Origin of the sequence: Burkholderia sp. HI2714, assembly GCF_002223085.1 — a bacterium.
In the GTDB taxonomy this organism is placed as follows: Bacteria; Pseudomonadota; Gammaproteobacteria; order Burkholderiales; family Burkholderiaceae; genus Burkholderia; species Burkholderia lata_D.
In genome coordinates, this window is the sequence record NZ_NKFM01000062.1 from 192,329 (window position 1) to 206,971 (window position 14,643).

3 protein-coding genes are annotated in these 14,643 nt (G+C 69.2%); all 3 read right to left on the minus strand.

The genetic code is table 11. From position 1 onward, the window contains the following. Positions 1-36: 36 nt before the first annotated feature. Genes CFB82_RS34530 through CFB82_RS34540 form a run of 3 tightly spaced genes read right to left on the minus strand, consistent with a single transcriptional unit; the run spans position 37 to position 14,641 of the window. Positions 37-9,120 carry a non-ribosomal peptide synthetase gene (locus CFB82_RS34530; RefSeq protein ID WP_089486887.1) on the minus strand — a complete coding sequence of 3,028 codons (9,084 nt, stop codon included), beginning with the start codon at positions 9,118-9,120 and terminating at the stop codon, positions 37-39. Beyond that, on the minus strand, positions 9,117-13,037 hold the full coding sequence (locus CFB82_RS34535; RefSeq protein WP_089486888.1) for a non-ribosomal peptide synthetase: 3,921 nt from the start codon (positions 13,035-13,037) through the stop codon (positions 9,117-9,119). Before CFB82_RS34535 ends, CFB82_RS34530 begins: the two co-directional genes overlap by 4 nt. After that, positions 13,025-14,641, minus strand: a complete 1,617-nt coding sequence (locus CFB82_RS34540; RefSeq protein WP_089486889.1) for an MBL fold metallo-hydrolase — start codon at positions 14,639-14,641, stop codon at positions 13,025-13,027. The genes CFB82_RS34535 and CFB82_RS34540 overlap by 13 nt, the downstream gene beginning before the upstream one ends. Between the last annotated feature and the right edge of the window lie 2 nt (positions 14,642-14,643).

Here is a 14,643-nt window from a genome sequence, read left to right on the forward strand (position 1 = left end):
CACGGCGCGCGCCGCTCGAACCCCGACGGGCCCGCATCACGTCTTCTCCTCGAGCGCGTCGTCGGCCGTGACCTCGGGCGCGCGCTTCAGGCGCAGGCCGACCCGGACCCGCGGGGCGGCGGCGGGCGCATCGCCGGAGAGCGGGATGCGATCGACCGGCGTGGCCGGATCGCGGCGGAAGACGTCGTGGATCGCGAGCAGTCGATCGCGCATCGCGGCGATGGTCGATGGGCGGAACAGGTGCGTGTTGTAGATGAACTGGATCAGGTGCCGGCCTTCGCTTTCCACGACCTGGAAGGACAGGTCGAACTTGGCCGTCGTGTCCGCCGGCGACAGGTCCGTAATGCGAAGACCGGGCTGCGGCGCCGGCATCGAAACGTGGTTCACCTGAATGTCGAAGATCGGAAAATGGCTCGCCGGGGTGCGAATCTTCAGGTCTTCCAGCAACACGTCGAACGGATAGGACGCATGCTCCAGCGCTTGCGTGGAGGCTTTCGCCACACCGTCGATCACCTCCGCGACGGTCGCGGATGGCCGCACCGGCACGCGCAGCACGACGGTGTTGAGGTACACGCCGACCTGCGATTCGAGCTGCTCGCTGTCGCGCCCGGCCGACACGCTGCCGATGACGATGTCGTCACGCCCCGTATAGCGGTGCATCAGCACGCAGAACGACGCCAGCAGTACCGCGTAGAGCGACGTATGGTGCGCGCGGGCCAGCGTCGCGAGTTCCGCCGCGTGCGGCTGCGGCAGTTCGACTTCGAGTGTCTGCCCGGCATGACCGGGCCGCTCGGGACGCGGGAAGTCGGATGCCAGTTGCAGGCGGGGCAGCGGCGGCGCCAGTTGCGCGAGCCAGTACACGCGATGCGCGGCGGCACGCGGCCCCGCGAGGCTCGCGTTGTGCCACGCGGCGTAGTCGCGATACTGGATCGACAGCGGCGGCAGGTCGTGTCCCGCATACAGCGCATGCAGGTCGTCGGTCAGCACGCGGATCGACCACGCATCCGAGATCACGTGGTGCATGTTCAGCAGCAGCAGATGCTTCACCGGCGAGAGCCGCACCAGCTTGACGCGAAAGAGCGGGCCCGACGCGAGATCGAACGGCTGCTCGCTTTCCGCGCGAATCAGCGCATCGATCGCTTGCGGCCCGGCATCGTCCGCGAGATCCCGCTGTTCGACCCGGAAACCGGAGGCTTCGCGAGAGAGGATGCGTTGCCGCAAGTCGCCTTCGATCATCGCAAACACGGTGCGCAGGCTCTCGTGGCGATCGACCAGCATGTCGAACGCACGGACGAGGCGCGCCGTGTCGACGGCGCCGTCCAGCTGCAGCGCGCCCGCCATGTTGTACGTGGACGGATCCGCGCCGCGGCTGGCGAGCCAGATCCGCTTCTGTGCGCGGGACACCGCGTAGGACGGTTGCGCGGCCAGCGCCGGGATGATCGCGTCGTCGGTGGCGGCGGCGGGCATGGCAGCCAGCTTCCGCGCGAGCGCGCGCGGCGTCGGCGCATGGAAGATGTCGGCGACCGCGACGTCCAGTTTCAGTTCGCGCCGGATCCGGCTGACCATCTGGATCGCCTTGAGGCTTTGGCCGCCGTGCTCGAAGAAATCGTCGTCGACACCGTTCGGCCGGCGGCCGAGCACCTCGGCGAAGAGGCGCAGCAGCGCCGCTTCGACCGGCGTCCGCGGGTCGGCCGGCACGCCGTCGGGCACGGACGCGGCGTCCGGGAGCGGCAGCGCGGCGCGGTTGATCTTGCCGTTCGGCATGACGGGGAGCGCCGGCAGCAGCATCACGGTGTCGGGCACCATATGCGCCGGCAGCGTGTCGCGCAGCGCGTCGCGCACGCGTTGGGGCGTCCAGCCGGTTCCCGACGCGTAGGCGCACAGGGTCTTGTCCGAATCCGGCGTCTCGCGGGCGACCACGACGGCATTGGACATGCCGGCGAGCCCGGTCAGCGCGGCTTCGATTTCCCCGAGCTCGATGCGATAGCCACGGATCTTGACCTGGAAGTCGCGGCGGCCGAAGAAGTGGAGCGTGCCGTCCGCGTCGAAGCAGCCGATATCGCCGGTGCGATACAGGCGTGCGCCCGGTTCCGGACTGAACGGATCGTCGCGGAACACCGCCCGCGTGCGGGCCTCGTCGAACAGGTAGCCGCGCCCGACGCCGACGCCCCCGATGCAGATCTCGCCCTTGACGCCGGCCGGGCACGGATTCATGTCGGCATCCACGACGTAGAGGCGCAGGTTCTCGATCGGCCGGCCGATCGGAATCGCCGGCAGATCCGGCGCGCGCGTCAGGCTGTAATGCGCGACGGAGTCCGACGCTTCGGTCGGCCCGTAGGCGTTGATGAGCCGGACCGCCGGATTCAGGCGGAACCAGGCTTGCGCGGTGGCGGGCTGCAGCGTTTCGCCGATCGTCAGCAGCGTGTCGAGGTGCGGGAAGGCCGGTGCCGCGTGCCGTTCCAGTTCGCCGAGAAAGGTCGCGAGATAGGACGGCACGAATTGCATCGCCGTGACGCGGTCGCGGTGCAGGCTGTCGATCAGGCGCGCGGGCTCGAGGATCACGGCATCGGGATAGATCACCGTCATGCCGCCCGACGCCAGCGCCGCGAAGCACTGCCAGACCGAAATATCGGAGCAGTGCGAAGCGGTCTGGGCGACCGCGCTCTGCGCGCCGAGCCCGACCCGGCGCGCCATCGCGAGCACGTGATTGAGCATGCCGCGATGTTCGACCATCGCGCCCTTCGGCTGGCCGGTCGAACCCGACGTGAAGATCACGTAGGCGAGGTCCGCGGGCCGGCAGCTTGGCGTCGGTGCTTCGGCATCCTGATGGGCGGGCACGCGGGCGGGATCGACCAGCGGGATCGACGCCAGCGCCGGCGGCGGCACGCAGTCCGTCGTGACGATGACAGCCGGCCGCGCCAGCGTCAGGAGGGTCTCGACCCGCTGGGCCGGATAGGCCGGATCGACCGGAACGTACGCCGCGCCGCACTTCCAGATGGCCAGGATCGTTTCCAGCATCAGCGGCGAGCGCGGCATCCAGACGGCGATCCGGTCGTCCGGCTGCAGCGGCGCCGTTTGCAGAAGATGCGCGGCGATCCGGTTGGCGCCTTCGACGAGGTCCCGATAGGTGCGAACCTCCGCGCCGCAGCGCACCGCGATGCGCTCCGGGTGCGCGGCGGCGACGGCCTCGATCAGTTCGGGCAGCGTCCGCTCGGACGGAACCGGCGCGAACGTGTCGTTCCAGCCGAGCAGGAGGGCGTCTCGCTCGGCGGCGGTGAGAAGCGGCACATCGCGGTTCGGGCGATCTTCCGCGCCGGCCAGGCCGGTGAGCAGGGTCTCGACATGGCGCAGCAGGCGGACGATCGTGTCGCGATCGAACCGGCCGTCGTCGTACAGCACCTGCAGCGACAGGCGCTTGCCCGGCGTCACGACCAGCGTCAGCGGGTAATTGTTCGGATCGGACACCTGGAATGCGCCGATCCGCAGGCCGGGCAGCGCATCGGCCAGCGCTTCTTCCACCGGATAGTTCTGGAAGATGAGCAGGCTTTCGAAGAGCGGCACGCCGGGCGGCAGGCCGGCGAATTTCTGGATGTCGGCCAGCGGATAGTGCGCATAGTCCTCCTGCTGCGCGAGATCCATCTGCAGTTGCGCCAGCCACGCGGACGTCGGGCGCGCGTCGATGCGGACCCGCACCGGCAGCGTGTTGATGAACAGCCCGACCATCTCGTCCGACGCCGGCAGCGACGCGGGGCGACCGGAAACGATCGTGCCGAACACGACGTCCGATTCGCCGCTGTAGCGGCTCAGCAACTGCGCCCACGCGCCCTGCGCGAGCGTATTCAGGGTGACGCGGCTGGTTTGCGCGAACGCGACGAGCCGTTGCGTGTCGCGCTCGGCGAGCAGCAGTGCCTCTTCCACGTAGGCGCCCGGCGCGGCCGTGCCGTCGAGTTCGGGGCCGCCCAGCACGAGCGGCGTCGTCGCCGGGAAATCGGCCAGCTTCGTCTTCCAGAAACGTTCCGCGGCGGCGGCGTCCTGGCGTGCCAGCCAGCGCACGTAATCGGCGAAGGCGGGCGGCGCGTCCCGCTGCGGCGCGCCTTCGGCCGGCGGCGCCTGATAGGCGGCGGCCACTTCGCTCAGGAGCCGGGCGGAACTCCACCCGTCGAGCAGGATGTGGTGATGGCTCCAATGGAAGCGCCATGCGTGCTCGCCCACGCGGAACAGCGCGAGCCGCATCAGCGGCGCGCGGGCAAAGTCGAAGCCGCGCGCCCGGTCTTGCGCCACGTAGGCTTCCCAGCGCTGTTCGGCCTCCGCGGTGGACGCCGCGCGCAGATCCTCGTCGTGCCACGGCAAGTCGATACGGCGATGCACGACCTGCACGGGGCTTTCGATATCTTCCCAGTGAAACGCGGTTCGCAGGATGTCGTGCCGGTGCGCCACGGTCTCCCACGCGCGGCGGAACCGTTCGACGTCGAGCGCCCCGTCGATACCGAAATTCAGGCTGCTGAAGTACGCATCCGACGCAGGTTCGTACAGGCTGTGGAACAGCATGCCCTGCTGGGTCGGCGTCAGCGGGTAGACGTCGGCGATCTCGTCCGGCATCACCGACGCCGGCGCCTGCGGCAAGCCGGTCGCGGGCACGGTCGATGCGGACTGGACGGCATGGCCGGCGACCAGGGATTCGAGCGCCGCGATGTACGCTTGCGCGACGCGCCGGATGGTGTCCGTGTCGTGGCAGGCCCGGCTGAATTCCCACGCAACGTGCAGGCGGTTGCCGGTCACGTACGCGTTGATGTCGAGCAGGTGCTCGCGCAGCTGGTTCGCATGGCGGCCGTCACCGCTCGGCTCCGCGGCCTGTTTCCAGTCGCGTGCGGCGGTGAACAGCTGGTCGGTCTGCCCCAGGTAGTTGAACTGCAGTCGCGGCTGCGGAAGCGGGCCGTCGAGCCGGTCTTGCAGCAGGCCGTAGGTGATGCCCGCGTTCGGCACCGCGCGCAGTCGCGTCCTGACCGATGCGACCAGGCCGGCCGGATCGTGCGAACCGGCATCGACCGTCAGCACGACCGGGAAAACCGACGTGAACCAGCCCACCGTGCGCGAGATGTCGAGGTCGTCGATCAGTTCCTCGCGCCCGTGCGCTTCGAGATCCAGCAGGACGTCGGCGCATCCGCTCCAGTCGCTGACGGCACGCGCGAGCGCGGCCAGCAGCACGTCGTTGATCTGCGCGTCGTAGGCGCGGGGCGCGGCGCCCAGCAACGCCGTCGTCGCGGCTTCGCCCAGCTCGACCACGATCGTTTCGGCGGACGACACGGTATTGGCGTCGGCAGGCGCATCGCGATCGAGCGGCAGGCCGGGCAGTGCGGCACGCGCGAGGGCCTGCCAATGGGCGAGATCGGCGTCGGCGGCGCCGGAGCCGGCCCAGGTCGAGATCGCCCGGGTCCAGGCGGTCCAGGTGGCGCTGCCGCCCGCGAATTCGGGCGCCTTGCCGTTGCGCAGGCGGGTATAGGCGTCGTACACGGTTTCGAGCAGCGCGCCCCATGACACGCCGTCGACCACCAGATGATGGGCGACCAGCAGCAGGCGGAGCGACCGGCCTGCGTCGACGCGGAACAGGTCCGCGCGCACGACGGGGCCGTCCGCGAGATTCAGGCTCGCATGCGCTTGCGCAACGTGCTGTGCGAGCTGATCGCGCGCAATGTCGGACACGACGACGGGGACCTCCGGATCGTCGACGACTTCCTGGCTCCAGCCGGACTCGCCTGCGCGAAAGCGCAGCCGCAGCGCGTCATGCCATTTGGCTGCGTGCCGCAGCGCCTGGCGCAGCAGGACCGGATCGACATCCGCCGGCACGTCGAGCAGGACCGCCTGGTTGTACTGGTCCGGGTCGTTCTTGCGCTGCGCGAAGAAACGCTTCTGGATGGGCGTGAGCGGCAGCGGGCCGGACGACGCGACGAACTCCGCCGCGCCGACCGTGCCGCGCGTGGCCACGGCGGCGAGTTCGACCACCGTCGGATGCTGGAAGATGAGCCGGGTGGTGATCTTCAGGCCCGCCTTCGCGGCCAGCGACACGATGCGCATGCTCAGGATCGAATCGCCGCCCAGCGCGAAGAGGTTGTCGTGGATGCCGGGCGAAGGAATGCCCAGCGCTTCGCCCCAGATGCGGCACAGCAGCGTCTCGGTAGGCGTGCGGGGCGGCGTCGGCGCGTGTGCGGTGGCCGCGAGTCGCGCGCGGTCCAGCGGCGGCAGCGCCTTGCGGTCGATCTTGCCGTTGCCGCTCAGCGGCAGCGCGTCGAGCACCACGTAGATGCCGGGCACCATGTAGTCCGGCAGCGTGGCGGACAACGCGGCGGCGATCCGGGCGTCGCTCAGCGACGCGCCGTCGCGGAACGCGACGTACGCGCACAGCGCGGCGCGGCCGGCCTCGTCGCGATAGTCGAGCGCGGCCGCCTGGCGGATTTCCGGAATGGCGGCCAGCGCGTTGTCGATCTCCCCGAGCTCGATGCGGTAGCCGCGGATCTTCAGCTGGTGGTCCTTGCGGCCGTGGAGCACGATCGTTCCATCGGGCAGGTAGCAGCCGATGTCGCGGGTGCGGTACAGGCGGACGCCGCGCTCCGGATGGAACGGATCCTCGACGAACGCCTCCCGCGTGGCGGCCTCGTTGTTCAGATAGCCGCGGCCGACGGCGACGCCGGACACGCACAGCTCGCCGGGAATCCCGATCGGGCACAGGTTCATCTGCGGGTCGACGACGTAGAGGCGCACGTTGCGGATCGGCTTGCCGACCGGTACGTAAGGCGTGGCCGGCGCGCACGTCATGCGGTGCTGCGCGACGTCGTCGGACGCTTCGGCCGGGCCGTACGCGTTCACCAGCGCGATGTCCGGGAACACGTCGAACCACTGTTTCACCAGGGCCGGGCTGACCATCTCGCCGGTGACGAGCAGGTGCCGCAGGTGCCGCATCAGCGCCGGCCGTTCCGACGCGCGGTCGAGCACGGCGGACAGATAGGACGGCACCAGTTCGAGGATGCTGATCCGGGTGGTGTCCAGGTACGCGACGAAACGCGCGGGATCGCGAATGCATTCATCGTCGACGATCACGGTCTTGCCGCCGACGAGCGGCGCCGTGAAAAATTGCCAGACCGAAATATCGAAGCAATGCGGCGCGGTTTGCGCGATCACCGACGACGCCGAGATCGAGAACTCGTCGATCTCGGCGAGCATGTGATTCAGCATGCCGGCGTGCTCGACCATCGCCCCTTTGGGCTTGCCGGTGGAGCCGGACGTGTAGATCACGTAGGCGAGGCTGTCGGGGGATACGGGGCGGCCGGGATTGGTGTCGTCGACGACGTCGGTGGCGCCGTCGAGCGACACGACCGGCGCGATCCCGGCCAGCTCCGGGGGCAGGAGGCCGTCGCAGGTGATCACGAGGGCGGCGCCGGAATCCTCGAGGATGGTGCGGATGCGGGCCACCGGATAGTCGGGGTCGATCGGAATATAGGCGGCGCCGCACTTCCAGACGGCCAGGATCGCTTCCATCAGGCGCGCCGACCGGTGCATGCAGATCGCGACCAGCGCGTCCGGCCCGAGCTCGGCGGCGGCCAGCAGGCGGTGCGCGATGCGGTTGGCGCGCGCGTTCAGCTCGCCCGCGCTCAGGACGTCGTCCCGGTACTCGACCGCGGGCCGCTCGGGGTGGTCCGCGGCGGCCTGCTCCAGGCGATGCACCACGGTCTGCGCGGCGTCGAACGGCACGGCGGTGTCGTTGAAGGTCTCCAGCAACTGCCGGCGTTCCGCCTCGGGCAAGATCGGCACGCGGCCGAGCAGCCGGTTCGGATCGGCCGCGAACGCGTCGAGCGTCGCGGCCACGTGGCCCAGCATCCGCTGCATCGTGTCTTCATCGAAGCGCCGCGGGTCGAACGACAGTTCCATCTTCCAGTCGTCGCGCGCCGTCACCACGAATTCGAGCGGAATGTCGGCGCGGTTGTAGAGCTGCACCTCGTCGACCGCCAGCCCGTGCGCGCCATGCGTGAGCGACGCGTCGAGCGGGTAATTCATGAACGTGATGTTGCTCTCGAACAGCGGCGCCGTCGGCGGCACTTCGCTGCAGCGCTGAATGTCGGGCAACGGGGTGTGCTCGAACGGCGCGCGGGCGGCCACGCGCGCCTGGATCATCTTCAGCCACGGCACCAGCGGCTGCCTCGGGTCGACCCGCACCCGCACCGGCACCGTATTGATGAACAGGCCGAGCATGGTTTCGATCCCCGGCAGATTGGCGCCCCGCCCGGACACGACGGCGCCGAACACCACGTCGGTCTCCCCGCTGTAACGCGACAGCACGAGCGCCCAGGCCGCTTGCGCGAGGGTATTGAGGGTGACGTGATGGCGGGCCGCGAATTGCCGCAGGCGTGCGCTCAGGTCGGCCGACAGGTCGGCCCGCACTTGCGCGAGGCCCTGGCCGAAGCGCTCGCCCGCGTCCGCGCGCGCGGCCGTGGGCAGCGGGGTCGGCGAGCGGAACCCTTCGAGATAGCGCGTCCAGTATTGCTGCGCGGCTTGCGGCTCGTGCTGCTGCAGCCACTGGATGTAGTCGCGATAGGGACGCACCGGCGGGAGCGCCGGCGGCACGCCGCGCGCGAGCGCGCCGTACACCTGGAAGATCTCCTCGATGACGAGCGACAGGCACCAGCCGTCGGCCAGGATGTGATGGTGGCTCCAGCTGAACAGGTAGGCGTCGGCGGCGACGCGCACCAGGCGACAGCGCACGAGCGGCGCGCGATCGAGCGCGAAGCCCTCGGCCAGGTCGTGTTCGAGATGCGCGCGCCACCGTGTGCGCTGTTCGTGTTCCGGCAGGTCGAGCCAGTCGTCCTGCACCCACGGCAGCGTGGCGTGCGCGTGCACGACCTGCATGGGCTTGTCGAATTCCTCCCAATGGAACGACGTGCGCATCACCGGATGCCGATCGATGAGCTGCTGCCATGCGGCATGAAACAGCGCGGGATCGAGGCTGCCGGTGATCCGGCAACTGAGCTGGTTGAAGCTGCTTCTCGAGCCGGGCTCGTGCACGGCATGAAAGAGCATCCCCTCCTGCATCGGGGAGAGCTCGTAGATATCGGCAATGGTCGGGGATGTCACGATTTGATCCTTGAGACGAGGGCGTCCAGCGCTTCCTGGCTGATGCGCGCGGCCGGAAAGTCCGACGGGCTCAGCGCGCGCGGGCCGTCGCCGCTGGCCGCGACGATCGACAGCAGACGGCTGCGGTAGCACTGCGTCAGCTGTTCGATGACGCCGGGTGCGCAGGCCTCGCGGTTGTAGTGCCACGTCAGGCGCAGACGGCCGTCGAACACCATCCCGTCGATCTCGAACAGATGGCCGCGACGCGCGCGCGGGCTGTGCTCGGGACTCTGGAAGTCGAGCACCGGCTTCCAGCCCGTGTCGTCGGCCAGCACGCGATCGACCTGGCCGAGATAGTTGAAGCGCACCGGCGCCGGCGGCTGCCGTTCCAGCGCGGCCGTGATGCCGGCGTCGCGGCCGAGATAGCGGGCGATGCCGTAGCCGAGCCCGCGCATCGGTACCGCGCGCAGTTGCTCCTTGACGTGGCGCAGCGCGTCGACCGCCACGGTGGCGTCGCCGGCGGTCAGGAACACCGGATAGTGGGCGGTGAACCAGCCGATCGTGCGCGACGTATCGACGCCGTCGAAGAGGTCCTCGCGGCCATGGCCTTCGAGATCGACGACCAGCGACGCGTTGCCGGTCCAGTCGCCGAACGCGAGCAGCAGGGCCGTCAGCAGGACTTCGTTGATCTGGGTGTTGAACGCACGCGGCACGTCCTGCAACAGCGCGAGCGTCTGCTGGGCGTCGAACTCGACGAGCGTCGAGCCGGCCTGGGCGCGGGTGCCGACCGGCATATCGTCGAAGCACGCCGGCTCGCCGGCGTTACCCTGGAGCCAGTAGTCGAGCCCCAGTCCGTCGAGCGCGGTCGCGCCGAGTTCGGACAGACGCGTCGACCAGTCGCGCCAGGCCGTCGTCCTGGCCGGGAGCTGCACCGCGTGGCCCGCTTCGAGCTGGCGGCACGCGGTGTACAGGTCTTCGAACAGGATGCGCCACGAGACGCCGTCGATCACCAGGTGGTGCGCCACCACGAGCAGGCGCTGCGGCGCGTCGGGACCGAACTGGAACAGGTGCGCGCGCAGCAGCGGCGCCGCCGACAGCGTGAAGCTCTCCTGCATGCCGGTGGCGGTCGCGAGCATCGCGGCCTGCCGTGCGGCAGGCGCCGCGTCCGCCAGCGACGTGACGCCGAGCGCAATGGCCAGCGGCGGCGCCGCATGCGATTGCTGCCACGCGCCGGCGACGCGCTCGAAACGCAGCCGCAGCGCGTCGTGATGCGTCGTGACGGCCGCGAGCGCGCGCTCGATCGTGTCCGGCCGCAGCGACGCGGGCACCTCGATCATCGTCGACTGGTTGTAGTGGTGCGGATCGGCCACGTCCTGCGCGAAGAACCAGTGCTGGATCGGCGTCAGCGGAGCGGGGCCGACCACCGGTTCCTGCGCGATGCGAATCGACGGCGCCTCCACCGCCACCCGGGCGAGCTCGGCGATGGTCGGGTGTGCGAAGAACTGGTCGGCGGTGAACTTGAGCCCGACCTGCTGGGCCAGCGACATCACCTGGATGATCAGGATCGAGTCGCCGCCCAGTTCGAAGAAATTGTCGTGCACGCCGATCGGCTCGCGGCCCAGCACGTCGGACCAGATCCGGCCCAGGCGCGCCTCGACGTCATTGGCCGGTGCGACGTACGCGGTTTCGCTCGGCACGGGCGCCAGTTCCAGCGCGGCGAGCGCCTTGCGGTCGGGCTTGCCGTTCGGCGTCAGCGGCAGGCGGTCGAGCGTCACGATCGACGCCGGCACCATGAACTCGGGCAGACGTTCCTTCAGGTGTTCCCGCAGGCCGGCGACGCTGGCCGCCGCCGTCGCGACGCAGGCCACCAGCTGCTTGTGCTGCGGCGCGTCCTCGCGCACGAACACGATCGCGTCGGCGACGTCGGCGTGCTGCCGGAGCGCCGCCTCGATCTCGCCCATTTCGATCCGGTAGCCGCGAATCTTCACTTGCGTGTCGCGCCGCCCGGTGACTTCCAGGTTGCCGTCCGGCAACCAGACGCCGAGGTCGCCGGTGCGATAGAGGCGCTCGCCCGCCTCGAACGGGTGGTCGACGAACGCGGCGGCCGTCAGGTCGTCCCGGCCGACATAGCCGCGCGCCAGTGCGATGCCGGACACGCAGATCTCGCCCGTGCAGCCCTCGGGGGCCGGCGCCCCATGCTCGTCGAGCAGGTACAGGTGCGTATTGCGGATCGGGCGGCCCACCGGCAGACGGGCCCCGTAGGCGACGGCCGGGTCGACCACATAGTCCGCGATGCACACGGTTGCCTCGGTCGGGCCGTACGAGTTGTGGCACGTGCGGGTCCGGGCCAGCTCGCGCAGATCCGCCACGCGGGCGTTGTCGCCCGCGCTGATGACCCGTGTCACGGTGCCGAGCGCGTGCCAGTCGAGCGCGGCGAGATAGGCCGGCGTCGCGTTGATGGTGGTAACGCCCTGCTGCGCGATGTAGTCGACGAAACGCGGCACGTCCCGGATCACGGCGGGCTTCGCCAGCACCAGGCGCGCGCCCGCGAGCAGCGTGACGAAGATCTCCATGATCGAACCGTCGAAGCCCGGGGAGTAGAACTGGACGAACCGGTCGGCGGCATCGAAACCGAATGCGTCCACATGGTACTGCGCCATGTTCAGGAGCCCTGCGTGTTCGAGCACGACGCCCTTGGGCACGCCCGTGGAGCCGGACGTGTAGATGATGTACGCCGCATCGTCCGGCCGGACCTCGACTTGCGCCGATGCCGACGCGGGTGCCAGCGTGTCGAGCTGGAAGTCGAGGGCGAACATCGGGATCGTCCAGAAATCGGCGAGCAACGGCAGGTGTTCCGAGTGCGTCAGCAGCGCCTTGACCTTCGCATCCTCGATCATGAAGCGCAGCCGCTCCCGCGGAAATTCCGGGTCGAGCGGCAGATACACCGCGCCCGCCTTGAGGGCGCCGAGCATGCCGACGATCCAGCGCTCGGAGCGGTCGGCCACCACGCCCACCACGTCGCCGCGTTCGATCGCGTATTCCGCGAGCAGGAAGCTCGCCAGCCGGGACGCCTGGTCGTCGAGTTCGGCATAGGTCAGCGATGCGTCGGCGGTCACCACGGCGATGCTGTCCGGCGCGGCCGCGACCCGTTGCGCGAACTGTTCGAGGAAGGTGCCCGGTACCGCGACGGGCGCCGCATGCGAACGCAGGCGCGCGCGCTCTTCGTCGTCGAGCAGCGAAATGGTGTCGAGCGGCGCATCCAGTGCGCCGAAGCCGGCCACGACGTTGCGCAGGTGCCGTGCGAGATGCTGCAGATAGTGCAGCGTGAACACCGTCGGCCGGCCCGTCAGCACGATCTCGTAGCGCTCGCGATGGCGGATCTCGATCGACAGGTCGTAGTCGGCCGACGCCCAGGCTTCGTGAAGGCCGTCGAAGCGCACGCCGACGTTGGTCGCGCGCCGTTCGCCATGCAGCTTGTGCGCGAGGGCGGCGATCGGGAAATCCTGGTACGAATAGCTGTGCTGCACCCGGTCGCGCAGCTGGTTCAGGTATGCGCGAACCGTCGGGCCGGGCTCGCTGGCGTCGAGCAGCGGGACGGGCTCGGCGGAGCCGCTCGCGGGTTCGACGATCAGGCGCGGCGATGCCACGAACAGGCCGGCCGCGCCGTTGTAGCGCCCCAGCACGCGGAACAGCGCGGCCAGCAGGACGACGAACGCGCCCAGCTCGTTGCCGGCGGCGAGCTTCTCCAGCACCGGCGCCGCGTCGCCGTCGAGCGCGAACGTCAGGGTCGGCTCGGGGCCGAGCGGCAGCGCATACGCCTGCCACGCCTGCTGAAGGCGGAAGTCTTCGTCGAGGCGACCGAGCGCGTCGTTCCAGAACGCCACGTGTTCCTGGTATTGCCCGCTCGTCGAGAGCGCGTTGAGATTCAGTTCTGACAAAGCACGATCTCCCTCGTCGCGTACAGGATTTCGGACGCGATGCCCTTGGCCTTGCAGTGCGCGACGAACTGGGTGGACTGGATGTGGCTGGGCGAGTTTTCGTCGAAGGTGTTGTCGAGGAGGTGGTTCAGCCACGGCTCCTGGCCCATCGCATAGACATACGCCGCGTTGAACGCGAAATCGTCCACCAGCGCGGCGGCTTCTCCGAACTGGCAGCCCCGCGCCCGGCGTGATTGATCGATGTCGCGCGGCAGCGCCTTCGGAAACAGCGGGCCGTAGACCCATGACGGCGGCGCGCCCTCGGTTTCCATCCCGACGAACAGCGTGTCCGGCTTGCCGGCGAGGCGGAAGACATGCTCGTAGAGGCGCGGGTCCAGGTTGCACGAATCGGCGATGCACAGCACCGAGCGCGAGCCGAAGCGGATCATGAAGCTCTGCTTGCTGTGGATCGCCAGGTCGTTGTGTTCGCCCATGAACGGAATGGCGGTGATGGCGCCGCCGGGCAGCTTGATTTCCTGCGCATCCCGAACTTCCAGCACGTCGTCGAAGCCGAGCTTGCGCAACGCCAGTTCCATCGACGGATCTTGCGGAAAGCCGTCGAGATTCCTGCCGACCACCACGGTCTTGACCTTGTGGCGAAGCTGCAGCAGCGTTTCGAGGACGATGTGATCGTGATGGCTGTGCGTGATCAGCACGTAGTCGATCTGGTCCGGCAGGTCGGCGAACGTATAGCGCGGCAGCGCGGTGTCGTAGCCGTAGCTGATCACCGGATCGATCAGGATGCTCACGCCCCGGCTCTGGATCAGCACGCACGCGTGGCCGTAGTAGCGGATGCGGATGTCGTCGCCGTCGAACGAACGATCCGGTTTCGGCGCCGGCGCCTCCTCGGTGAAGAACGAGCGGAACAGCGGCTCGTCCTTCTCCTCCACGCGCATCAGGTCGACGATTTTCGCGTAGCTGCCGGGCGTGTCGCGCATGCGGAACAGCGCGTCGAGCGCGCGGTCGTCGAAGGCCATGTTGCTGAACACGGTGCGCGCGTCGCTGAGCCGGGGCGTGCTGAGGATGAACGGCCGCGGCGTGTTCTCCTCGATCGCCGACAGCGCGATGCTCTGCGCATCGCGCGCATAGAACGGGCTCGCGTACAGCAGGCTTTCGAACACCCGGAAGGACGGGTTGTGGTTCAGGTCGTAGTAGATCTCGACATAGCCCTTCAACACCTCCGGAATCTGGGGGTAGAGCGGGTCCGACGCCATCCCCGTGGCCTGTTCCAGCAGCAGCGTGGAGAACGCCTTGTAGGCCTTCGCCAGTTCCAGTTGCCGGGTCGCGCGTTGGGTGGTCTGCTCGATCAGCGCGCGGATTTCGTCGACGCGCTGGCCGCCCAGGTCGAGGAACGGCCCGCCGCGCATCGCGGGATCCTTGCAGGCCGCCGCATGCATCATCGGCGATGCGGCATAGGACTTCAGCAGCGGCAGGAACCGCTCCGCCACGTTGAGGGCGGCGGTCAACGGCGGCAGCGTGTGATACCACGCGTACCAGCTGTTGATCAGCGGTTCGAACTGGATGTTTGGTCGCAGGTAGACCTGCGTGCTGGACGAAATGGTCAACG